The sequence below is a fragment of the Paenarthrobacter sp. 4246 genome, assembly GCF_040546855.1.
Classification (GTDB): domain Bacteria; phylum Actinomycetota; class Actinomycetes; order Actinomycetales; family Micrococcaceae; genus Arthrobacter.
On sequence record NZ_JBEPOP010000003.1, the window covers coordinates 435,155 to 458,964 of the forward strand.

A 23,810-nucleotide genomic window follows, 5' to 3' on the forward strand; every position below is an offset into this window, starting at 1 on the left:
CAATGATGGTTACATGCCCACCACTGAAACACCTGTCACCATCACGCTCGATGAATCCGTCATTTCCGCCCTCTACATCAGGCCGGACAGCCCGTTTGCCACGTTGGTGGTGGCACACGGCGCCGGAGCTGGAATGGAACATCCGTTCCTGCAGGGCTTCGCCGAGGCGATGGCGGGTGAAGGAGTGGCTACCCTCCGCTTCAATTTTCCGTATCGCGAGGCCGGCCGACGGTTCCCCGACCGCCCACCCCTGGCCATCGCCACATGGCGCAACGTCATGGACAAGGCCGCTGAACTGAGCGATGGTGAGCCCCTCTGGGCTGCCGGAAAGTCCTTTGGCGGTCGGATGGCGTCCATGGCGGTGGCCGAAGGCATGCCTGCCAGCGGATTGGTGTACCTCGGCTACCCCCTGCATGCGCCCGGCAAGCCGGAGAAACTGCGCGACGAACACCTCTACGGCGTTACGGCGCCCATGCTCTTCCTCCAAGGCACACGGGATACGTTCGCGACACCGGAACTGTTGGAGTCCGTGGTGGACAAGATAGGCCCGACGGCGACGCTCCAGTGGAGCGAAGGCGGTGACCATTCGTTCGCGGTCAAGGGTGTCAAACGCGGGCCGGCTGAGACAGGGGCATCGTTGGCGCCTGCGGTGGCTGCCTTTCTGCGGGCCAACTCCTGAGCCAGTCCCGGCGGCACTACTTTGGCAGGGGCTCGTGGCGGAGGTAGGACCGGCGGAAACGACCGGTACCGGCGGTGAGGGCACGCAGTTCAATGGCGTAGCGCACAAGTTCCTGGTCCGGCACCTCGGCACTGATGTCCGTTCCCTCGGCGTCGGTCGCGGTTGTGCCGGTAACCCGGCCGCGCCGGCCCGAAAGATCACTCATCACGGAACCTACGTACTCGTCAGGGACACTGATAACCACCGATGAGACAGGTTCCAACAACTGGATTTTGGTGGCTGCCGCAGCTTCACGAAGGGCCAGCGCCCCGGCTGCCTGAAAGGCCGCATCCGATGAGTCCACGCTATGGGTTTTTCCGCCCACCAACGTCACTTTGATGTCCACCACCGGGAATCCTGCGGATACGCCCTTGAGCATTTGGGAACGGACGCCCTTTTCCACGCTGGTAACGAACGTTGCAGGGATCGCCCCGCCCACGATCCTGTCAGTGAAGGCGAAACCTTCACCTCTGGCGAGGGGCTCCACCTCGATGTCACAGATGGCAAACTGCCCATGGCCCCCGGATTGCTTGACGTGCCGTCCGTGTCCCACAGCTTTGCCGGCGAAAGTCTCCCTAAGCGGAGTAATAACGTCCACGGTCTGCAGTTTGACGCCCTGGCCGCGCAACCTGTCCAGGACTACCTCGGCGTGGGCTTCTCCCATGCACCAGAGGATGAGCTGGTGGGTGTCCTGGTTGCGTTCCAATCGAAGCGTCGGGTCTGCGGCCGCGACCTTCCCGATGCTTTTTGCCAGCGCGTCTTCATCACTCCGTGAAGCACCTTCGATGGCGATGGGCATCAGTGGCTCGGGCATGTTCCACGTTTCGATCAGCAGCGGCGCTTCCCTGTCGGACACGGTATCGCCGGTCTCGGCACTGGCGAGCTTGCTGATGGCGCAAATGTCCCCGGCAATACACTGTGGAACGGCCTTCAAGCTGGAGCCCACCGGCGAATAAAGGTGGGTGACGCGTTCATCGGCGTCGTGGTCCTCATGGCCCCTGTCCGCCAGTCCCCTGCCGCCCACATGGATGGCGGAATCCTCCCGCAACGTCCCGGAAAAGACACGGACCAGGCACACGCGGCCAAGGAATGGATCCACGGTGGTCCGCACCACTTCTGCGGCCAGACGCCCCGCAGGATCACATTCCAACGGTTTCATGGGCGAACCGTCCAGTTTCATCACCGCGGGGGTGATGCGTTCCACCGGCGATGGCAAGGCATCGGTCAACAAGGCCATGAGCTCGGGAAGGCCCACCCCGGTTTCCGCCGACGTCGGAATGACCGGAAAGAAGCTCCCCCTGGCCACAGCGGTTTCCAGGTCCTTGATGAGGTCTGCCAGTGGTAATTCCTCGCCACCGAGGTACCGGTCCATGAGTGTTTCGTCTTCGCTCTCGGCAATGATCCCTTCGATCAAGTTGCCCCGCGCCTCCTCACCATCCGGCATCGATGACGGATCCCCATCAGCCGGCGCATTGAGGATGCCGACCAGGCCGGTATTGCCCACCGCCGGAACGTACAAGGGGAGCACCGACTCACCAAAAGCTTCCTGGCACCGCACGACGGCGGCACGGAAGTCGGCGCGCGGATGGTCCAGTTTGCTGAGCACCACCGCCCGAGGCATGCGGACTCTCTCGCACTCGCCCCACAGTGCAATGGTGGCAGCGTCAATGCCGTCGACAGCCGAGACAACAAAAAGGGCCGCATCGGCGGCCCTTAAACCAGCGCGCAATTCGCCGGTGAAGTCGGTGTAGCCCGGGGTGTCGATCAGGTTGACCTTGATATCACCCACCAGAATTGGCGCCACAGACATGGTCACTGAGCGTTGTTGGTGGACGGCGGAAGGATCGGAATCGCTGACGGTGGTGCCCTCGCTGATGGATCCCATCCTGGTGATGGCCCCGGTTGCGGCGAGCAGCGCCTCCACCAGCATCGACTTGCCGGCTCCCGAATGCCCTACGAGTGCAACATTCCTGAGTCGAGAAGGGTCCCTTGCTGCCAATGCCGCACCGGCATCACCCCGTCGCGTTTCAGGCATGCCGGGTCCGGCTCCCCTAGGCGTTTCGCGTGTGCCCTTCGCGGACATGGGCACCTCCTCGTGTTGAATCCCGGCAGGGAGTCCGAACACATCCTGTTCGAACGTTAACAGGATTGGACACCCTGAGGTGACCACAGGGCAAGGGCTGGCAGACGGCAAAACCGGCCAGCCGCCGTCGGGTCCTTGGCAGCGGGAAGAAATACGAATTACAGGACGAGCATCCCCCACAGCAACCAGGCAGATGCTGCCGCGCATCCGAGGATCACCACAGTAAAACCCGTCAACCACACGAAGGCCGGGAGGCCTGTGGTGCGGCCCAGGATGAAGGCGTCGGAGGCCCCAATCCGGTCCCGGCGGCTGGTGTGCACACTGGCCAGTTTGAAGAGGTCGCGGACACCGCCTACTGACAGGGCGACGCCAAGGGCAAGGACCACATAGTTCATTGTTGCCGGCGCAGCGAACAGGATCAGCAGCTGGGCTACCGCAGCGCTCACGACGGCCACGAGAATCCCGGTGAGGTTCCTCAGGAAAATGAGCGACACCAGCAGGATCAAGGCCCCGACGGACATCGCCGCGCCGGAACGGCCTGCCGCAAACGCGGCGATCAGCCCGAGGCCAACTACCGCTGGTGCGGGGTATCCCCAAAACCCGGACCAGGCCGCGCCAAAAGCACTCCGGCCACTGCTGACAAGGCGTCCCGAATGGTCGAGGCCTATCCGGAGCCCGTGCACATAGCGCCCCGTCATCAGCGCCGCATAGGCGTGGCCGAGCTCGTGGACGAACGTGACGTACAGACCGAACCAGCGCCAGGTCACGCGCGGGATGCTGAGGACAACGGCACACGCAAGGATGCCCAGCAAGGCCGGCAGTGGCACCGCGGTGGTGTGCGTTTCGGTGAAACCGCGGACCACCGCGTCCCACCACGCTTGAAAGAGGGTCATTGCGCCTTCCGGATTCAATGCACGGACAGTCTCACAGCACTGTCGACTGAAGGCGGGAATGCAGCCCGGCAATAAGGATTTCGAGGCCGAAGTCGAAAGCTGCCTCGCCACGCTCCACTGCGGGTCCAGCCTGTGCCAAGGCATCGGTCAGGGCCGGATACCCCTGCGCAGGTGGAGCCCAGACGACATCCGGTGCTGCCAGGTCCAAGGCGAAACCCAGGGCAAAGCTGTCAATGGTGGAAATCGCCGACATCACGTCCCGGCCCCGGAACCCGGCGACTTCAAGGGCAACGGCAAGGTTCTCGTAGAGGGCCATCACCTTGTCATCTTGAACTGTTTGGAGCACCAGCAGGGGTGCGAGTTTCGGATGACGGGCGAAGGCATCGCGGTAACTCCGGACAATGGCGCGAAGCGACGCCTCCCAGTCCTGCTCGTCCTCCAGGACGTAAGGACTTTCGCCGATGATTCGGCCACGCATCAGCTCAAGGATCTCTTCCCGTCCGCTCACATGGTTGTAGATGGAGGACTGGCTGACGCCGATTCGCTTGGCCAGTTTGGGCAGGCTGAAGTCCCCCGTCTCGTCCACCAACTGGAGGGCGGCGGTGACGAGGGCATCGATGGATATCAGCGGGACCAGCGGGCGTGCCATACGGGTGTCTCCATTCAAGGTTGTTGTTACGACTCTAGCCAGAACTTTCCGTCCAGGTATTGTGCTCCGGATCACTAGGCCCTACGCTAAACGAAAGCCTTTCGCTTAATGATTGGCACTCCTTGAACATTCCCTCCCCCAACACCCTTGAGGATCCCCATGTCTGACCTCGAAACCCGACCTCCAGCAGCAGATGCTGGAAATGGGCTCAAACGGAATGCCATCGGCACCGGCGGCATCGCCTTCCTGGTGATCTCCGCAGCAGCCCCCCTGACAGTGATGGCCGGCGTAGCCCCTGTGGCTATCGGCATCGGGGGCATTGGCGCCCCCATGGGATACGTCATTGCCGGGGCCGTCCTGCTGGTTTTCGCCATCTCCTTCATGGCCATGACCAAACACGTCAAAGCTGCCGGCGGTTTCTATACCTACATCAGCCTGGCCATGGGCAGGACAGTGGGGCTGGCCGCGGCCATACTGGCGATCGTGTCCTACAACTGCCTGCAAATCGGCGTTTACGGATTGTTCGCCGTCCAGACCCAGGCCATGCTCCGCACACTCTTTGGCCTGGACGTGCCATGGCCCGTTGTGGCGTTGGTGGCCATCGCAGCCGTCTGGCTCCTCGGATTCCGCGGCATTGACGTCGGCGCGAAAGTCCTCGGAGTCCTGCTCATCGCCGAGACCGCCATCCTGGGGATCATGGGCGTAGCGATCCTTGCCCGCGGCGGAGCTGCCGGCATCAGTTTCGCCTCCTTCTCCCCTGAGCACGCCTTCACGCCGGGTGTCCTGGCCATTCTGGCTATTTGCTTCGCGGCATTCATGGGCTTCGAATCCACCGTGCTGTATCGGCGCGAGGCCCGCAACCCGGACAAGTCCGTCCCTCGGGCAACCTACATCGCCGTCGGATTCATGTCCGTGTTTTACGCCTTCATTGTCTGGACAGTCATTCAAGCCTTCGGCGACGGGAACGTGGTCACCGCAGCCGGTGAACTGGCCGACGGAATGTTCTTCGCCACCATCAACCAGTACGTGGGGCCGTGGGCCGAGGTGGTGATGTACGTGCTGATCGTGACCAGCGTCTATGCTTCACAACTGGCTTTCCACAACGCCATCAACCGCTACGTATACATGCTCGCTAAAGACGGCGTGCTCCCCGCGTTCCTGGGGAAGACTCACCCCAAATACAAGTCCCCGCACCGTGCCGGCCAGATCCAGACCATCCTGGCCGCCGTCGTCATCATCATTTGCGCCATCGCCGGCGCCGATCCGTACAAGCAGCTGCTGATCTGGGTAAACACCCCGGGGATAGTGGGGATCGTTGCCCTCCAGGGCCTGGTGTCAGTGGCCGCCTTCATCTACCTGCGCCGCCATCCCGCGGCCGTCACCAACCGTTTCCTCATTCCAGTCAGCATGGCCTCGGCCATCCTGTTGTTCGGGGTGGTGGCATTGATCGCTATTAACATCGAGCTCCTCACGTTTGCCGATCCCCTCACCAACACCGTCCTCCTCCTGGTATCACCAGTTGTGTTCCTGGCAGGCCTGCTGATTGCACGCCGCCTGCGCACCACCCGCCCTGACGTCTTTGCCCGGATTGGAAGCTTCGAAAAACATGACTCCTGACCTCATCGTCCTTGCCGACACCATCCATGCCATGGACGGCCAGATGGGCGATTCCCATCAAGCTGTAGCAGTCCGCGATGGGGTGATTACCGCCGTCGGAAGCCGGGCTGAAGCGCAGGACTGGGCGTACGCCGGCACCCGCGTGGTTGACCTTGGCAACGCGACGCTGACTCCGGGCCTGGTGGACTGCCACATCCATCCGGTGTTCGGACTGGACCTGACAATCGGTGTTGACCTGTCCAGCGCTGCCACCCTGGAGGAGGTCCGCGCCCTGCTCCAGTCGGAATCAGAGAACGACGGCGGCTGGTTGCGTGGCTGGGGCCTGAATCCGAACGCTTTTGGCGAAGTTCCGTTGCACCGGAGCGTTCTGGATGCTGTCAGCGGTGACAAGCCCGCGCTGATCCGGTTGTTCGACGGTCATTCGGCGCTCGCCAACAGCCGGGCCCTGGACCTGGCAGGAATCCGGGGCAGGCACGAATTCGAGCAGGCATCCGAGGTGGTTTGCGATGCCGACAGCGTTCCCACCGGTCTCCTCCTCGAAGCAGCCGCCATGGAACTCGTCCAGCGGCACATTCCCCAAGAGCCGTTCAGCGAACGCAAGGCACGTCTCGCCACCCTCCTCAGGGACTTTGCCAGGTCAGGGCTGACCGGTGGACACGTCATGGACCACAGCGAGGAGTCCTCCGCGCTGTTTCAGGCGCTGGAGGCCGGTGGTGAGCTTCCACTGCGGCTGCGCAGCGCTCCGTGGTGCATGCCCGGAAGCGATGAAGCCGAGTGGAAAAAGCTCGCCCGGACCATGGGAACTGGTGGCCGGCGGTGGTCCGTTGAAGCCATCAAGCTCTTCGTCGATGGAACAGTGGACAACGGAACCGCTTGGCTCCATGAGCCAGACACCCATGGCCAGTCCACGGCACCGTTCTGGCCTCGGCCGGAAGAGTACACGGCCGCCATCCGCTACTTCGCGGCCCGAGGAATACCGACCGCTACGCACGCCATTGGGGATGCGGGAGTGGAGTACGTGCTGGAGGCGCTGGAGTCGCTGCGAGGCGATGTGCCTGCGGACATCCTGCGCGGAACTGTCCACCGGATTGAGCACCTCGAGACGGTTCCGGATGGGCTCGTAGAGCGTTTCAAGGGAACGGGCATAGTTGCCAGCATGCAACCGACGCATTGCACCCACTACTCCCTGGCAGACCACAGCGACAACTGGTCCACCCGGCTGGGCAAGGAGCGTGCGGACCGGGCCTGGCGCTGCAGGGACCTCCGCGAGGCGGGAGTGACATTGGGCATCGGCTCGGACTGGCCGATCGCTCCGTTTGAGCCCCTTCCCATCATCGCGGATGCACAGTTGCGACGGCGTTCCGGACATCCCGAGCAGGAGCCCATCGCTCCGGCGCAAGGCCTTACCGCGTACCAGGCACTGGAGGGCTACACCTCACATGCGGCAAAAGCGGCAGGCCTCTGGAATGTCTCCGGTTCCATCTCGGTGGGCAAACGGGCAGACTTCACGGCGTTCGAACTCGACCCCCTGACCACCGACCCCGACGAGTTGGCTGCCAGTGCGGTCCTGGGAACATTCGTGGACGGCGAGATCCAGTTCATGCTGGAGCGGCTCGCCTAGCTCGAGGGGCCGGACTGCATCCTGTTCTTGGTCCTGGCGGTGGCCGGCGCAGTCCAGGGGTCCTCGGGCCAGGGATGCTTGGGGTAGCGCCCACGCATCTCGGCCCGGACCTGGGAATAGGGACCGGACCAGAAAGAGGCGAGATCGTCAGTGACGGCCAACGGCCTGCCTGCCGGAGACAACAAGTGGAACAGCACAGGGACCTGGCCATCGACAAGCAGTGGCGTGCAGTCCCAGCCGAAGCATTCCTGGAGTTTGACCGCCACTACCGGCCGGCCGCCGTCGTGCTCTTCCGGGCTTTTCTCCGACACCTCGGGATAATCGATCCTGACCCGCGAACCGCTGGGAACCTGCAGACGCTCAGGAGCCAAGCTGTCCAGGCGGGAAGCTTCCGGCCAAGGCAGCAGCCGACGCAAGGGCTCCGCCAGGTTGATCGACTTAACGGGCGTCCCGGTGGCCACCTGTTCCAGCTCCGGGCTTAACCAGTCCTCCAGCCGGGCCAGCAGGCTGGCTTCGCGGACGTCGGGCCAGGGCGCGCCGAGCTCGTGGTGCAGCAAGGCGAGCCGCCTCCGCAGGGCGTCGGCTGCTGTTGACCAACCGATCATGGACAACCCGGTTTTTGCCAGGGCATCACCCACCGCGTGGCGTCCGGCTTCGGCGCTGGGGCGCACAGGCGTGGAGGACAAGACGATCGATCCCAACCGGCGTTCCAGGCGGGCGGCCACCTTCCCGTGGTCAAACTTGGCCTGCACCTTGGTGACCATGAGATCGGGGGCAGCAGCTTGTGCAAGTTCCGCGGACAAGGGCGCCGCTGCGCGGATCACCGCACCCGTTCCCGCAGCGTCGCGGCCCTGTGCCCGTGACACTTCGGACACTGCCAGCCATTCATGCCCGGACAACGGACTTCCGGAAGGAAGCCCGGCCCGTGTCCCGGAGGACAACAGGTAGGTGGAACCATCGCCGGGAACCCGACGTGCCACACGGTCCGGGAATGCCAACGCCACCACAAACCCGGGCGCATCCCTGGCGGTAACGACCACTGGGGGCTGTGAAGGCACGACGCCGGACGCCTCCTGCCGGGCCATCGACTCCATCCGCTTGGCCTCCTCCGCGAAACGTCGCGCGGCGGGATCGGAACCGGACCTCAGCGACGTCAGCAAGGCGGTGAGGTCCGCACCGGGTGCGCGCTGGTCACCAGCCACGAGTGCTACGGTTTCCGCCGCTGCCCGTGTGCCGACCACTGCAGCTCCATCCAGCAAGGCCCGGGCCAGGCGGGGATCGGCCGGAATGCGTGCCAGTGACTTGCCCAGCGCGGTGACGGATCCGTCCCAGGCCACTGCACCCAGTTCCCGGAGGACTTCCACAGCCTCGTCCATGGCTCCTGAAGGTGGAGCGTCAGGCAGCTGCAAGCCCAGGCCTCCCGGAGCGCCCCAGCAGGCGAGGACCAGCGCGGCTCCCGTGAGGTCGGCTACCGAAATCTCGGGTGTTTGGTGGGCCGGGGCTGCTGCGAAAGACTGGTGGTCATAACAGCGGACCACCGCGCCTGGCCCTTGCCGTGCCGCGCGTCCGGCACGCTGGTCGGCCGAAGCCCGTGAGCAGGAGACGGTCACCAAGCCCGACATCCCACGCCCCGAGTCCCGCCGCGGTTCCCTGGCCAACCCCGAATCAATCACGAGCCGCACGCCGGGAACGGTGAGGGATGACTCAGCCAGCGAGGTCGACACAATGATCCGAGGCGGGCCGCCGGGCTCCCGCCCGGACACAGCCCGATCCTGGGCATCGGGACCGATCTGGCCGTGCAACTCAAGTACCTCCACGTTCCGGGGAACCTGGGCGCGAAGGCGATGTGCGACGTCGGACACTTCACGGGCGCCCGGCAGGAAGACCAACGCATCAACATCAGGGTTGGCGGCCAAAGCCAGTCCGTGGGCTGTTGCAGCAGTACGGGCCACGTGATCTAGGAACGTGCGGGCCACTCCCCGTTCGTTGAGGCGGTGCTCACCGGAGGGGGCCCACTTAACCTCCAGCGGGTGCAGGGCAGAAGGGCAATCAACAACGGGAGCCGGGCAGCCGTCGTCTTGAGCTGTCTCGCCCTGCTCCAATAATGCTGCATAACGCGGTGCGTCGAGGGTCGCCGACATTGCGATCAATGTCAGGTCGCCACGGAGCTCACGGACCTCGGCCAGCATGCCAATCAGCAGATCGGTATCAAGCCCGCGCTCGTGCACCTCATCCAGGACCACAGCATGAACGTCCTCCAGGCCGGGATCGTCGAGGAGCCGGCGGAGGAGAATGCCGGGGGTGACGAATTCCACCACCGTGTCCTTGCCGGTCTTGCTCTCCCCGCGAACCGTGTATCCCACTCTGCTGCCCAAGCGGCTGCCGTCCAATGACGCCAGCCGGCGTGCAGCCGAACGCGCAGCAACACGCCGTGGTTGGGTGACAACGATACGTGGCTGGCAGGATTGCCGTTCGGAGAGAAGCTGCCGTTCGGCCAGCAGGTTGGCCAGCAGCGGAGGCACCAGCGTGGTCTTGCCGGTGCCGGGCGGCGCCTGGACGACTGCTACGCCGCCGTTACCCTGGCGTTCCAGCGCTGCGGTCAGGTCGGCGAGGGATTCAGCAAAGACCAGCCCCTTACCGATGGTGTCCAATCTGAAAGTCACCAGTCCATTGTCCCAGTTGGCCGGCATGGGAAGGGCCACGCCGGCGTGAACCGGGCGTGGCCCTTCCTCTGGGTGCCTTGCTTTAGCCGATGGTGGAAGCGTCGATAACAAAGCGGTAGCGGACGTCGGAGGCGAGTACGCGCTCGTACGCCTCGTTGATCTTGCTGGCCGGGATGACCTCGATCTCGGCACCAAGGCCGTGCTCTGCGCAGAAGTTCAGCATTTCCTGCGTTTCGCGGATGCCGCCGATGGCTGAGCCTGCGAACCTGCGACGACCCGTGATCAAGGAGAAGACGTTCACAGGCAGTGGTTCGGCCGGGGCGCCGACGTTGACCAGGCTTCCGTCGAGCGTCAGCAACTGGAGGTACGCGCTGATGTCGATCGAAGCGCTCACCGTGTTGATGATGAGATCGAAGGTGCCGCCGAGCTGCTCGAACGTGGCGGGATCGCTGGTGGCGTAGTAGTGGTCCGCGCCGAGCTTGAGCCCGTCCTCCATCTTCTTCAGTGACTGCGAAAGGACCGTGACCTCAGCGCCCATGGCATGGGCGATCTTGACGGCCATGTGGCCGAGTCCGCCAAGCCCAACGACTGCAACCTTCTTGCCGGGGCCGGCGCCCCAGTGGTGCAGGGGCGAGTAGGTGGTGATGCCTGCGCACAGCAGCGGAGCAGCGACGTCCAGTTCCAGGCCTTCCGGTATGGTGACGACGAAGTCCTCGTTCACCACCACATGGCTGGAGTATCCGCCCTGGGTGATGGTGCCGTCGCGGTCAACGGCACCGTAGGTGCCGACGTTTCCCTTGAGGCAGTACTGTTCTTCTCCGGCTGTGCAGTTCCGGCACTCCTTGCACGAGTTGACCATGCAGCCGACGCCAACGCGGTCGCCCACCTTGTGCTTGGTCACGTCGGAGCCAACCTCGGTGACGATGCCGGCGATTTCGTGGCCGGGAGCCAAAGGATACTGCTGCGGTCCCCAGTCACCGCGGACAGTGTGGATATCGGAATGGCAGATGCCGGCGAACTTGATGTCGATGTGGACGTCGTTCGGGCCGACCTCGCGACGTTCGATGGTGGTCAAGGTCAGGTCGCCCGTAGCCGAGGGGGCAGCGTAAGCGTTAGCGGTAGGCATGTTTCTCCTGCGTTCTGAACGTTGGTGGATGTCTCCATCTAACCCTGTTTCCCTGGACGCAAGGAGTTACTGCTGTAAGGGGTAATGACAGGGACTCCCTTAGCCGGCCAAAAGCCATACCGTTGAAACCATGGACAACCGGACTGAGACGCGTGACTTCCTTTCCACCCGAAGGGCGAAGATCACGCCGGAACAAGCGGGATTGGCCGCCTACGGAGGCAATCGACGGGTCCCGGGCCTCCGACGCGGAGAAGTGGCCATGCTGGCCGGCGTGAGTGTTGAGTATTACACCCGGCTGGAACGCGGTAACCTCTCCGGTGTCTCTGAAAGTGTGTTGGAGTCGCTGGCCAACGCCCTGCAGCTGGACGACGCCGAGCGCGCCCATCTGTATGACCTCGCCCGCGCGGCAAGCGACGGCGGCAAGTTCCGGCGTCGACCTGTCCGGAAGCAGGCCATCCGGCCGGGGGTGCAACTCACGCTGGATGCGATCACCGGCTCGCCGGCCTTCATCCGCAACGGCAGGTTGGACCTTCTGGCAACGAACGCCTTGGGCCGGGCCCTGTACGCGGACATGTACGACAGCCCATCCGGACCGCCCAACCATGCACGTTTCCTGTTCCTTGATCCCCGCAGCCAAGATTTCTACACAGACTGGGAGCGCGCCGCCAACGACACCGTGGCCATCATGCGTACGGAAGCCGGCCGTGATCCCTATGACCGGGGGCTCAGCGACCTTGTGGGCGAGCTGTCCACCCGCAGCGAGGAATTCCGGGTCCGCTGGGCATCCCACAATGTCCGTCAGCATTTCACCGGCAAGAAACGCTTCCGGCACCGGATATTCGGTGATCTGCACCTGATCTACGAGGCCTTGGAATTATCCGCTGATGCTGGCCTGACCTTGACCGTCTACAACGCCGAGCCCGGGACGAGCACTGCGGACGCCCTTCAGTTGCTCGCAAGCTGGGCTGCGAGCACTCCCGCGTCGGCCGCAGACCCGGAGCCTCTCCGTCACCACCAGTAAACCCCGGCCAAAAGAGTTCATGAATTTCCAGGCTCTTTGGGGACAAGACCGGCGTAGTCTGAAGGGACGGTGGGAAACGATTCTGTTGAGTCCGCCGGTAAGTGGTTCGAGGCATCATGGCACCAGGTCGTTCGTCCGATGGAATTCTGCCGGACCGGGGTGCCACCCGGACGGTCCTTACGTACTCCACGCTCCTGAAGTCCGTGCGGAATGCAGGACTACTGAGGCGACGCAGAGGGTTTTACATCACAGTCTTTGTGCTGCTGATGGTGGCTTGGGCAGGCACGTGGGGCGGCTTCCTCCTGCTGAGGGACACCTGGTTCCAGCTTCTCATTGCGGCGGGAATGGGCGTGGTCCTCACGCAGTTCGCATTCTTGGCCCATGAAGCCGCGCATCGGCAGGTGTTCAAGTCCAAGGGCATGAATGAGTGGACTGCACGGCTCGTCGGTACAGGTCTGGTAGGTATCAGTTACTCCATGTGGGCGCAGAAACACACGCGTCATCACAACTTTCCCAATGTCATCGACAAGGACCCGGATATCCACACCGGAGCTATCGCCTTTCACCCTCAAGCAGCCAGTACCCGTCGCGGCGTCATGGTCCATGTCACGCGCAGGCAGGGCTGGCTGCTGTTCCCCTTGCTGTTCTTCCTCGGCGTGAGCCTGCACATTGATTCCTTGAAGTTCCTGCTGCATCAAAGAACGGTGGATCACCGCTGGGTTGAGATCCCGGTCATCATGCTGCGACTGTTGGTGGTGCCCATCCTGGTGTTCTCATTCCTGCCGTTGGGTATGGCGTTCGCTTTCCTCGGAGTTCAGTTGGGCGTGTTCGGTTTCTACATGGGTGCGTCCTTCGCTCCCAATCACAAAGGCATGCCCGTTCTGCCGAGCACGAGCAGGACAGACTTCCTGCAACGCCAAATCCTCACGGCACGGAATATCTCCGGCGGCAGGTTCATGGACGTGCTGATGGGTGGGTTGAACCACCAGATTGAGCACCATCTTTTCCCCGACATGCCGCGGCCCTACCTGCACCGCGCCTCAGGGATCGTCAAAGCGTCCTGCACTGAGCTGGATATCCCCTATACCGAAACCAGTTTGGGGGCGTCTTACGTGATCGTGGTGAAGTACTTGGACGAGGTTGGCTTATTCGCCGGAGAGCCGTTTGAATGTCCGGTCACTAACCAATTCCGTCCCCGCTAAGTGCCAGGCCAAGTAAAAACCAGGCCATAAGGGATCTCCCGGATATCGCCCGGGAGATCCCTTGGATCAGCTGATCATCTTGGCGTTGTCAGCGGCCGCCTCCCCCGATGACTCCAGCCTCTACGGCTTTGGTCACGGCGTCGGCTTCTGCTTGGGTGAGTTTGCCGTCCGTCACCGCCTTGTCCAACTTGGACTTCAGTGCAGCGGCGCGTTCGGCTTGGCCCGCGGCCCGGATTTCATCCAGTGCCGTGGTGACCTTGGCTTCGTCGACGCCCAAGGCGTCAGCGAGCGATTTCGCCAGTGCCGCGTCTCGCTCCGTCCGGTCCGGTTTGGTTCCTTCGGCAGGCGGCGTGGTGGGTTTGTTGGCCTCACGGAACGCCTTCAAGGCTTCGGTGACCTTAACCTCGTCCACACCGAGCTTGGTTGCCAGCTCAGCGGCTATCTGTCCCCGATCGCGTCCGTGCCCACCAGGCTTTCCACTACGGTCTGAACGGATGGTTGGGTCCGCTGACGATGTGCCGCTCGGGGACGCCGTTGCGCTCGGTGCCGGCGTGGTGGCCGCCGTCGCGATACTCGTCGCGCCCAAGCCTGCTCCCAATGCCAGTGCTCCGGCTGCTACGCCCAGCGTGATTCTCATGACTTTCGACATGTGCCTCTCCTCAATGAGCCGTCGGTACGGCTGGTGTCTGAGGGACGGTCAATGATTCCGTCCTCCTTAATACGATGGGAGACGCACCACAGCCCCGGCTGTTCCGAACCTGTCATTCGGCTGTGAAAGTGAACCGTAGCCTGTGGGGGATGTGCTCAGCGGACGCGCTCCAGCGACTCCAGCAGCCTTTTGACCGATCCCCCCAAATTCCACTCTGTCGCCAGCTGTTCAAGTTCCGCGCGCGCGTCCCCGGTGACGGGACGCAGCTGGGCACCTGCTTCATCAAGTGTCGGCACTTCCAAGTCGCGCACCACATTTACGACGGCGGGCGCCACCTTGAGGTAGTCAGCCGCCGCGGACAGCTTGGCGCGCACAGAAGCCGACAACCCGCCGTCGGGAGCTTCCGCCGCCTCAAGCAGCCCTTTCAACGACCCGTGTTCGCCAAGCAACGACGCCGCCGTTTTTTCTCCAATGCCGGCAACGCCGGGTAGTCCGTCGGAAGCATCTCCCCGGAGTGTTGCGAAGTCGGCATATTGCTGGGGCAGCACACGGTACTTGCCCACCACAACCACGTCGGTGAGGACTTCCAGGTTCTTCATGCCGCGCGCTGTGTAAATGACGCGGACCCCACGGTCATCATCGACGAGCTGGAACAGGTCGCGGTCGCCGGTGACCACATCTGTTGGCATCCGGGACTGGCTCGCGTAGGTCCCTATGACGTCATCTGCCTCATGCGCGTCAACGCCCACCACAGCGATCCCGGCGAGGTCCAATACTCGCCGGATCATGGGAATCTGCGCTTCAAGAGGGTCGGGGACAACCTCCACATCCGGACCAGTTGGAACGATTTCCGCGACCCGGTGCGACTTGTAGCTGGGAATCAGGTCCACGCGCCATTGCGGGCGCCAATCGTTGTCCCAGCAGGCGACCAAGTGCGTGGCTTCGTAGTCGGTGGTGAGTCGGGCGATCATATCCATGAGCCCCCGCACCGCGTTCACAGGTGTTCCATCGGATCGGCGGATGGAATCGGGCACGCCGTAGAAGGCGCGGAAGTACAAAGAGGCAGTGTCCAAAAGCATCAGTCGCGGCATACCTGATCCTGACATGTCCACAGCCCTTTGGGCAGGAAGCTCCGGCAGATTCGGTGGTGGGTCACTACGAACACTTGAAGACTACTGTGAGCGGCATTACTATTATGTGAGCGATAATAGAACAAGCTGTTCTATTATCGAACACACCAGTGATTGATTGCCCACAAAGAAGTGAGGAAAGCCCGTGCAGTTCCACCACCACGGTTACGTATCCGGTGACCCGCGAGTCGAACCGGCCGCCGGCGTCGGCATCAACCGCCCCGCCGAGCTGCCCGACGAAGTTGACGTCCTCATTGTGGGCACCGGCCCTGCCGGAATGTTGACCGCGGCGCAACTGTCTCAGTTTCCTGACATCACAACCCGGATTGTGGAGCGTCGCCCCGGTCGGCTCGCCATCGGCCAGGCCGACGGCATTCAGGCCCGCAGCGTCGAGACCTTCCAGGCATTCGGGTTTGCCGAGCGCATCATCGCGGAGGCCTACCGCATCACCGAGATGGCCTTCTGGAAGCCGGACCCGGCCGACCACTCCCGCATTGTCCGGGCTGCCCGGGCTGTGGACGATCCCGCGGGGATCAGTGAGTTCCCGCACCTGATTGTGAACCAGGCCCGCGTGCTGGACTACTTTGCCGAGTTCATGGCCAACTCCCCCACGCGGATGACGCCGGACTACGGCTACGAATTCCAAGGCCTCAAAGTCACCGAAGACGGCGACTACCCTGTCACCGTCACACTGGCCCATACGTCCGGTCCCAAGGAAGGCCGGGAGCGCACTGTCCGGGCAAAATATGTGGTGGGGGCTGACGGTGCCCGCAGCAAGGTTCGCGAGTCCATCGGGTGCCACCTTGCCGGCGATCAGGCCAACCACGCCTGGGGTGTCATGGACGTCCTCGCCGTCACAGATTTCCCGGACATCCGCACCAAGTGCGCCATCCAGTCCGGCGCCGGTGGCAGCATCCTGTTGATCCCCCGCGAAGGTGGCCACCTGTTCCGCATGTACGTGGACTTGGGCGAAGTTAATCCCAACGACAAGGGCGCCGTGCGGAGAACCACCATCGAGCAAATCATCGGCAAGGCCAACGACATCCTCCACCCCTACACCCTGGATGTCCGCAATGTCGCCTGGCACAGCGTCTACGAAGTAGGCCACCGGCTCACAGACAGGTTCGACGACGTTCTGCCGGAGGACCGCGGAACCCGCACGCCGCGGGTTTTCATCACCGGGGACGCGTGCCACACCCACAGCGCCAAGGCCGGCCAAGGCATGAACGTTTCGATGCAGGACGGTTTCAACATCGGCTGGAAACTCGGCCATGTCCTGGAAGGCCGCAGCCCTGAGAGTCTGCTGGACACGTACTCCGCGGAGCGCCAAGTGGTGGCCAAGAACCTCATCGATTTCGACAAGCAGTGGTCCACGCTGATGGCCAAGAAACCCGAAGAATTCGACGACCCCACTGAACTGGAGAACTTCTACACCAGCACCGCCGAGTTCCCGGCCGGCTTCATGACCCAATACGCCCCATCCATGCTGGTTGCCGAGGCGCAGCACCAGGACCTCGCCACCGGCTTCCCCGTCGGCAAACGCTTCAAATCCGCACCCGTCCAGAGGGTCTGCGACACCAACCCCATGCACCTTGGCCACCACGCGAAAGCAGACGGCCGCTGGCGCATCTACGTCTTCGCCGACACTGCACAGGCGGGCAGTCCAGGTCCGGTAGCCGACTTCGCCGAGTGGATCGCGAACTCACCGGAATCGCCGCTGGCCGCGACGCCGTCGGACTCGGACCGCGACGCCTGGTTCGACGTGAAAGTGATCTACCAGCAAGATCACACCAACGTGGACATCAACGCCGTTCCTGCGGCATTCAAACCGACAGTCGGACCGTTCAAGCTCACCTACCTCGAAAAAGTATTCGGTACCGACCCCAAGAATGACATTTTTGACCTGCGCGGACTCAGCCGCGACGGCGTCGTGGTCGTTGTCCGCCCGGACCAGTACGTCGCCAATGTGCTGCCCCTGACCGCGACGGCCGAACTTGGCCGGTTTTTCGCGCCGCTGTTGGCTTCACACCCGGGCGCTGGACTCGTCCAGGCTTAGCAACCAGCCAGTGGACATAAAGGTCCCATAGTCGGAGTTGGGAGTGCCGGTAGGCCACGGGCCTGCCGGCACTCCCTTGAGCGGCGGAAGTATGGACAGAGAATCTGCGGGCGGATGCCCCTTGGTGAAAGTTTTACATCCCTGTAACCCAAACCACTAGAAGCAAACCAGATTGCAGAGTATCTTTATTGCAATGCGGTTTGCAGAGTGATGTGGGTTACAAGGAGATTAAGTGAAGATCAACCGGGACCAAGTGGGGGCACCCTCCGGGGCACGGGAGCCTGTGGACCACGCGTGGCTTGGGGACGCGCTCCCGGACGTAACCCTGTCCAAGTCGCAAGCGCGGGTGGTGGAAGTCATCGCACGCAATCCGCAGCTCTCCTCTTACGCTGATATAGCCGAAATCGCCCAACGCTCGGACGTGAACAACTCCACCGTCGTCCGGACGGCACAGCGGCTCGGATACCGCGGTTGGCCCGACCTGCAGCGCGAACTCCGCTCCCGGTACCTGGTGATGATCTCCACCGAAGACACCCTGCTTGAACACGGTGAGCACCGCAGTCCCCTCCATGATGCTTTGAACCATGACATTGAGAATCTCCGGCTGACGCTCGACTCCAACACTGCCGAAGATGTCGAGGCTGCCATCAGCGCCCTTGCCTCGGCCAAGTCCATTACCGCGATTGGCATCGGATCCTTCGCAGGCCCGGCAAGCGTTATGGCCCACCTTGGCTCGACCATGGGCTACCCCATCACGCTGGAAAACCGCGGCGGCGTCCACCTCGCGTCGGCGGCGAACAACCTCGGCCCCGGCGATGTCCTGGTGGTTGTGAATATGTGGCGGTCCGTCCAGCAGGTCATCGTCACCGCCGAAGCTGCCAAGCAGTCCGGGGCCACAGTGGTGGCCATCAGTGACATGCGCCGTGGCCGTCTCGCAGCAGCTGCTGACCACTTACTGATCGTCGCATCAGAAGGCATCTCCTTTTTCCAGTCCGTCACGGCCGCAAATTCGATGGTCTATGGACTGCTTGCCGGCATGGAAGCAGCCCACCCGGAACGCAGCCGTGTCGCTATCCGGCGTACCCAGCAGCTGTGGAAAGACCTGGATATCTACCTGGACTAAGCACCCCCGTGGCCAGCACCCCCTGGCCATCAAGATCCAAGCATTGCCCCAGCAAGGAGTAGCACATGAGCAACAATCGTCGTGTCGCCGTCATCGGCCTCGGATCCATGGGCGGAGCCATGGCCTCCACCCTGAACCGCGCAGGCTGGGATGTTACCGGCTTCGATCCGTCGGAAGCCGCACGGGAAGCTGCCGCCGGCACCGGCATCTCCACTACCGCAGAGATAGGTGAACTGGCGGGAACCTCTTACGCAGTCCTGTCCCTACCCTCGGCCAAAATCGTGGAAGCCACAGTTCCGGTGCTTCTCGCAACGCCAGGCACAATTGCGATCATCGACACCACCACCTCTGAGCCTGGGACCAGTAAGTCCATGGCCGACCTCGCCGCTTCCAGTGGCGCAGCATTCGTGGACGCCCCGGTTTCCGGGGGACGGGACGGCGCAGCCAGTGGAAGCCTGAGTGCGTTTGTCGGAGCGAGCAAGGACGCGCTGACCGCCGCAGGTCCTGTTCTTGAGGCGTTGACGGGCGGCCAGTACGCCCACATCGGCGGCCCGGGCAGCGGCAACGTCGTCAAATTGTTGAACAACGTCCTGGCCGCTGCCAACTTGGTGTCCGTGGGTGAAGCCCTGGGGGTGGCGAAGGCCTACGGGATTGATCCGGCCGTGGCGGCAACCAGCATCAGCAACGCCTCCGGCGGCAGCAAGGTCTCAGCGGCCATGTACCCGACGTGGGTCCTATCCGGCACGCATGATTCCGGGTTCTCCCTGGGCCTAATGGCCCGGGATGCTTCCTTGGCCATTGACGTTGCCCGTCAGATGGGTGAGGAACCGGAACTCCTGGCCGCGGCCGCCGGCCAGTGGCAGCATGCTCTGGCCGCACTGGGCCCATCTGCCGACTTCACTGAAATCGCCCGGACCGTGGCACCTTCCATTACACCTGCCGGCGCTCCGAAAAGCAGTACGGACGCGTAGCACGCACTCCCTGAGAGAAGGACAGCATTTTGAGCATCACAACAGCCCCCGCAGCATCCTCCACGGAGACCGCCCGGACAATCCTGGACTCGGTTTTTCCCCAGGGCCTCGGCGCTTTCATGGACGGATTAGTAGTCCCGGGTTCCGGCAGCACCATCACTCTCACGTCCGCAGCTACAGGCGAACAGTTCGCCGGCTACGCCGATCCAGGTGCCGAGGGAGCCAACGCCATTCTTGAAAGCTCGCTCCGCGGCGCCGAAACCTGGGGAAAATTGAACGGCTTCGAACGTGCGGCCATCCTCCGCAACGTCAGCGCGGTAGTTGCCGCGCACATCGAGGAACTGGCCATCCTGGAAGCAGGAACCACTGGCAAGCCAATCCGTGATGCCCGCGCCGAAGCCGCCAAGGTCGCCGAGATGTTCGGGTACTACGCCGGCTGGGCGGACAAGCTCACCGGTCAGACCATCCCCGTTCCTGGGCCGTGGCACACGTATACCGAGCGTGTTCCTTGGGGCGTCGTTGTGGCCATCACGCCGTGGAACGCCCCGCTGTTCACCGCTGGCTGGAACTCAGCCGCTCCACTGGCCGCGGGCAACGCCGTCATCATCAAGCCCAGTGAGTTCACTCCGGCTACGACGGTGCGGCTTGCCCAGCTGGCCCACGACGCGGGGCTGCCCGACGGCGTCTTCAACGTTGCTGCCGGGCTGGGACAGACCGTCGGAGCAGCACTCACTACAGACCGGCGTGTGGGCAAAATCAGTTTCATCGGATCGGTTCCTACCGGGCGCCGGGTGGCCGTTGCGGCCGCTGGGGCCGGTATCCCGGCCCTTCTGGAGCTTGGCGGCAAGAGCGCCAACATCGTTTTCGCAGATGCCGACCTCGAACGGGCCGCCGACGGGGCCATCTCAGCGATCTTCTCAGGCGCAGGCCAGTCCTGCGTTGCCGGTTCGCGCCTGCTGGTGGAACGCAGCGTCCACGCCCGGTTCGTCGAACTGGTCGCTGACCGCGCCGCCAGGCTCCGTGTCGGAGACCCGTTGGACGCGGACACCGAGGTGGGGCCGATCATCACCGCGCCGCAATTTGCCACCGTGACATCGTTGATTGAGGCCGGAATGAACGACGGCGGCCGTCGGGTGACGGACTCGGCGCTCCCCGAAGCGCTGGCCGGCTCGGGCCTCGCCGGCGGCCACTGGGTCATGCCGACGCTGTTGGACGGCGTGACACCTGCCAACCGATTGGAAACCACCGAGGTCTTTGGTCCTGTGGTGGGTGCCGATGCCTTCGACACGGAGTCGGAAGCAATTGCCCGTGCCAACAACACCAGCTTCGGCCTGGCAGGAGCCGTATGGACCTCCGATGTTTCCCGGGCACACCATATCGCCCGTGAAGTAAAAGCCGGGACTTTTTGGATCAACTCCTACAAGACCATCCACGTCGCTGTCCCCTTCGGCGGCTTCGGCGATTCGGGACACGGCCGTTCCTCCGGTCCGGGAGTCCTGGATGAGTACACCCAGACCAAAGCCGTCTGGGTGCCCACGCGGGCAGCTGGCTCCCCGTTCCCGTCCCTGTCCTACTAGCAGGAATGATCATGGAAACTACCAACACAACATCAGCAGCTGACGATCTGCGCTCAGCGTTGCAAGACGGCGTCGCCACGTGGAGGCCGAGGGTGCAGGCTCTGTCTGAGAACCTGCATGCCAACCCAGAGATCTCCTTCGAGGAGGTCCAGGCGGCCGAAGCCATCACGTCCTTGTTGGCCGAGGGCGGCTTCGAGGTGGCCAAGGGAACAGCGGACCTCCCCACGGCGTTCACGGCGAGCGCGGGAACCGGTGACCTCGTGGTGGCACTTTGCGTGGAATACGATGCGCTTCCATCCGTGGGCCATGCATGCGGGCATAACCTCATTGCCGGGGCTTCGGTGGCTGCAGCATTGGCTCTTCTCCCCCACGTTGACGAACTCGGCATCACTTTGAGGGCGATCGGGACGCCCGCCGAGGAACATGGTGGCGGCAAGGTTCTCATGCTCGAACGCGGCGCCTTTGACGGCGTAGGCCTGGCCTTGATGGTCCATCCTGTCCAGGATGGCATCACCTACAACCCGGCAGGAACCACCGCCCAGGCCGTGGGCCGGTACGAGGCAATCTTCACCGGCAAGGCCGCCCATGCTGCGGCCGCCCCACACCATGGTGTCAATGCCGCTGATGCGGCGGTCCTGAGCCAGGTTGCCATCGGCTTGCTGCGCCAGCAGATACCGGGCGATCACCGGATCGCCTGCTACGTGTCTGAGGCCGGACACGTCACCAACATCATTCCTGATCATGCAGTGGTGCCGTTTGAGTGCCGGGCGTTCACGATCCCTGAGTATGAAGTGCTGTTGGAACGCGTCAAGCGATGCTTTGAAGGGGCGGCCCTGGCCACGGGAACCACCCTGGAAATCACTGCAGCGGAGCCACTGTACGAACCGTTGGTTCAGGACGAGGACCTGGCCAGCCACTGGACGGCAGCCATGGACGCTTTCGGCAAGGACACCTCGCCGGCGGCGGGCATGGGCGGTGGCTCCACGGACATGGGCAACATCTCCCAGGTCATTCCATCCCTGCATCCGTGGCTCAGCATACCCGGAGCAAACGTGCCTATTCACTCGCACGGCTTCGCGGCCTTGGCGAACACTCCCCAGGCGTACGCCGTGATGTTCGAGGCAGCCACAGCGCTGGCTTTGACCGTGGCAGGCGCCGCATCCAGTCCCCGACAGAGAGAACGCTTCGTCAAGGCGGCCTACCGCCCCGAAGCCCTGATCCAGGAAGCATCATCATGAGCACCAGCACCAACACCTCAACCGCGCGGACGGACAAGGCCGACACACGCCTTACGCTTCCGATTGCCGCGCTGGCCTTTGTCATTGCCCTTGCGGTTCAGTTCATTGGCCAAGCCAAAATCGATCTGGGCATCGGCGCGATCATTATCTTCCCGATGGTGTGGGGCCTGATTCTTGGCCTGCTCGTCTCCATTCAGAAGTTCAAGCCGCTTGGCCTTGACCTTCAGCGGGTAGCCGCCGCACTCGTGGGCGTTGCTGTCCTGCTCTTGGTAGCAAGGTTGGCGTTCAACATCGGTCCGAGCCTTCCCAGCCTGATCAAGGCCGGTCCTGCCCTCCTCCTGCAGGAAGTGGGCCACCTGCTGGGAACCATAGTCCTTGCACTTCCACTGGCCGTGCTGTTGCGGATGGGCAAGGCCACCGTCGGCGCCACCTTCTCGCTGGACCGCGAGCCCTCATTCGCCATGGTCTCGGAGAAGTACGGTCCGGATTCTGACCAATACCGCGGTGTCCTGGCAATGTACGTCTTCGGCACACTGTTCGGCGCCATCTTCATCACGTTGCTGACCTCCCTGGTGGCCAACTGGAAGATCTTCGATCCCCTGGCCTTGGCCATGGGCGCCGGCGTGGGCTCGGGCTCCATGATGGCCGCCTCCGCAGCGAGCATCATCGCGGCGTACCCTGCAGACCAGGAAGCAATTCTCGGCATGGCCGCAGTCTCCAACCTCATCACCACCATTCTGGGCGTCTACGTCGGCATCTACATCGCGCTTCCCGTGGCTGACAAGTTCTACAAGGTGTTGACCCGGAACAAGGAAAACCAGAAGGTTGCCGCCGGCCCGGTGCCCCAGGTACGGTCTGAAGCCGAGCTCGCCCATGATGAAGTCCAGGCCGAAGAGAACCGCCGCTTCCGTGAGGAAGTCGCCAGGTCCTCCGCAGCAATGAAGTTGCCGCTGTGGCTTTCCCTGTCGGTATTAACCGTCCTGGGTGTGGGTACAGCAGCGGTGGCGGCCAAGGGCTTGAGCCTTTCCATCCTGGCCGGTTACGGCATCATGCTGGCCCTCGTCCTCGTGAGCCTGTTGCTGGCCAAGATCACCAGGAAGATCTCCGCAATCGTGTTCATCACCACCATCGGCGCGTACATTTCCAGTCCGTGGTTCTTCGGATCCGGTGTCCTGAACGAAGCCGTCAAGACGGTGGACTTCCTCTCCATCGCTACGGTGATGCTCACCCTCGCCGGCCTGTCGCTTGGCAAGGATATCCCCCTGCTGCGGAACATCGGATGGAAGATCATCCCGGTTGGCTTGGTGGCCATTACGGCGTCCTTCCTCCTCTCCACGGTGATCGCGGAATTCGCGTTGGGGCTCTGGCACTAATCAGCTCCTGCCACAGCAAAAGGGTCTGCTTCCCCGCCCGGGAAACAGACCCTTTTGGTGTCTGGACGCTCTGCCTGGGGACCGTTGGGACACCTGCCGT

The 23,810-nt window shown here is 63.2% G+C and carries 18 protein-coding genes; 11 read left to right on the forward strand and 7 right to left on the reverse strand.

All coding sequences use genetic code 11. The annotated features are described in order from the left end of the window. Positions 1-13: 13 nt before the first annotated feature. On the forward strand, positions 14-679 hold the full coding sequence (locus ABIE35_RS07375; RefSeq protein ID WP_354513844.1) for an alpha/beta hydrolase family protein: 666 nt from the start codon (positions 14-16) through the stop codon (positions 677-679). 16 nt (positions 680-695) lie between these two features. Here the strand turns inward: ABIE35_RS07375 and ABIE35_RS07380 are convergent, their stop codons facing one another. The 3 genes from ABIE35_RS07380 to ABIE35_RS07390 form a co-directional block, all read right to left on the reverse strand. Continuing rightward, positions 696-2,801 (reverse strand): elongation factor G-like protein EF-G2, encoded by a 2,106-nt coding sequence (locus ABIE35_RS07380; RefSeq protein WP_354513648.1) that lies wholly within the window; start codon positions 2,799-2,801, stop codon positions 696-698. A 158-nt stretch (positions 2,802-2,959) separates the two neighbouring features. Continuing rightward, complete coding sequence (locus ABIE35_RS07385; RefSeq protein WP_354513650.1) at positions 2,960-3,694, reverse strand: M50 family metallopeptidase; 735 nt, start codon at positions 3,692-3,694, stop codon at positions 2,960-2,962. Positions 3,695-3,725: 31 nt separating this feature from the next. Continuing rightward, positions 3,726-4,343, reverse strand: coding sequence for a TetR/AcrR family transcriptional regulator C-terminal domain-containing protein (locus ABIE35_RS07390; RefSeq protein ID WP_354513651.1), 618 nt, complete (start codon positions 4,341-4,343; stop codon positions 3,726-3,728). Between the two features lie 159 nt (positions 4,344-4,502). On the opposite strand from ABIE35_RS07390, the gene ABIE35_RS07395 reads away from it, so the two are divergent. Both ABIE35_RS07395 and ABIE35_RS07400 read left to right on the forward strand, forming a co-directional pair. Beyond that, a complete protein-coding gene (locus ABIE35_RS07395; RefSeq protein WP_354513654.1) occupies positions 4,503-5,960 on the forward strand; it encodes an APC family permease in 1,458 nt (485 codons plus the stop codon). Beyond that, the gene (locus ABIE35_RS07400) at positions 5,950-7,581 is read left to right on the forward strand and encodes an amidohydrolase (RefSeq protein ID WP_354513656.1); all 1,632 of its coding nucleotides are present in this window, start codon (positions 5,950-5,952) and stop codon (positions 7,579-7,581) included. The genes ABIE35_RS07395 and ABIE35_RS07400 overlap by 11 nt, the downstream gene beginning before the upstream one ends. Here ABIE35_RS07400 and hrpB read toward each other — a convergent pair. Beyond that, complete coding sequence (gene hrpB / locus ABIE35_RS07405; protein ID WP_354513658.1) at positions 7,578-10,271, reverse strand: ATP-dependent helicase HrpB; 2,694 nt, start codon at positions 10,269-10,271, stop codon at positions 7,578-7,580. The two genes, ABIE35_RS07400 and hrpB, sit on opposite strands and share 4 nt — an antisense overlap. 55 nt (positions 10,272-10,326) lie before the next feature. Next, complete coding sequence (locus ABIE35_RS07410) at positions 10,327-11,370, reverse strand: NAD(P)-dependent alcohol dehydrogenase (protein WP_354513660.1); 1,044 nt, start codon at positions 11,368-11,370, stop codon at positions 10,327-10,329. A gap of 130 nt (positions 11,371-11,500) precedes the next feature. On the opposite strand from ABIE35_RS07410, the gene ABIE35_RS07415 reads away from it, so the two are divergent. Further along, positions 11,501-12,391 (forward strand): helix-turn-helix transcriptional regulator, encoded by an 891-nt coding sequence (locus ABIE35_RS07415; protein ID WP_354513662.1) that lies wholly within the window; start codon positions 11,501-11,503, stop codon positions 12,389-12,391. Positions 12,392-12,507: 116 nt separating this feature from the next. Continuing rightward, entirely contained in the window at positions 12,508-13,593 is a 1,086-nt protein-coding gene (locus tag ABIE35_RS07420) for a fatty acid desaturase family protein (RefSeq protein WP_354513664.1), read from the forward strand. Positions 13,594-13,681: 88 nt separating this feature from the next. Here ABIE35_RS07420 and ABIE35_RS07425 read toward each other — a convergent pair whose 3' ends face one another. Both ABIE35_RS07425 and ABIE35_RS07430 read right to left on the reverse strand, forming a co-directional pair. After that, positions 13,682-14,242 carry a hypothetical protein gene (locus ABIE35_RS07425; RefSeq protein ID WP_354513665.1) on the reverse strand — a complete coding sequence of 187 codons (561 nt, stop codon included), beginning with the start codon at positions 14,240-14,242 and terminating at the stop codon, positions 13,682-13,684. A 155-nt stretch (positions 14,243-14,397) separates the two neighbouring features. Next, on the reverse strand, positions 14,398-15,348 hold the full coding sequence (locus tag ABIE35_RS07430; RefSeq protein ID WP_502921368.1) for a 5'-3' exonuclease: 951 nt from the start codon (positions 15,346-15,348) through the stop codon (positions 14,398-14,400). A gap of 169 nt (positions 15,349-15,517) precedes the next feature. Between ABIE35_RS07430 and ABIE35_RS07435 the strand changes: the two genes are divergently transcribed. The 6 genes from ABIE35_RS07435 (at position 15,518) to ABIE35_RS07460 (ending at position 23,710) form a co-directional block, all read left to right on the forward strand. After that, positions 15,518-17,428, forward strand: coding sequence for an FAD-binding monooxygenase (locus tag ABIE35_RS07435; RefSeq protein ID WP_354513669.1), 1,911 nt, complete (start codon positions 15,518-15,520; stop codon positions 17,426-17,428). Between the two features lie 238 nt (positions 17,429-17,666). Next, positions 17,667-18,551, forward strand: coding sequence for a MurR/RpiR family transcriptional regulator (locus ABIE35_RS07440; RefSeq protein WP_502921370.1), 885 nt, complete (start codon positions 17,667-17,669; stop codon positions 18,549-18,551). Positions 18,552-18,616: 65 nt separating this feature from the next. Continuing rightward, complete coding sequence (locus ABIE35_RS07445) at positions 18,617-19,522, forward strand: NAD(P)-dependent oxidoreductase (protein WP_354513673.1); 906 nt, start codon at positions 18,617-18,619, stop codon at positions 19,520-19,522. Positions 19,523-19,551: 29 nt separating this feature from the next. Beyond that, positions 19,552-21,099, forward strand: a complete 1,548-nt coding sequence (locus tag ABIE35_RS07450) for an aldehyde dehydrogenase family protein (RefSeq protein ID WP_354513674.1) — start codon at positions 19,552-19,554, stop codon at positions 21,097-21,099. 11 nt (positions 21,100-21,110) lie between these two features. Further along, the gene (locus ABIE35_RS07455; RefSeq protein WP_354513676.1) at positions 21,111-22,337 is read left to right on the forward strand and encodes an amidohydrolase; all 1,227 of its coding nucleotides are present in this window, start codon (positions 21,111-21,113) and stop codon (positions 22,335-22,337) included. Continuing rightward, positions 22,334-23,710 (forward strand): DUF3100 domain-containing protein, encoded by a 1,377-nt coding sequence (locus ABIE35_RS07460; protein WP_354513678.1) that lies wholly within the window; start codon positions 22,334-22,336, stop codon positions 23,708-23,710. The genes ABIE35_RS07455 and ABIE35_RS07460 overlap by 4 nt, the downstream gene beginning before the upstream one ends. The last annotated feature ends 100 nt before the right edge of the window (positions 23,711-23,810 follow it).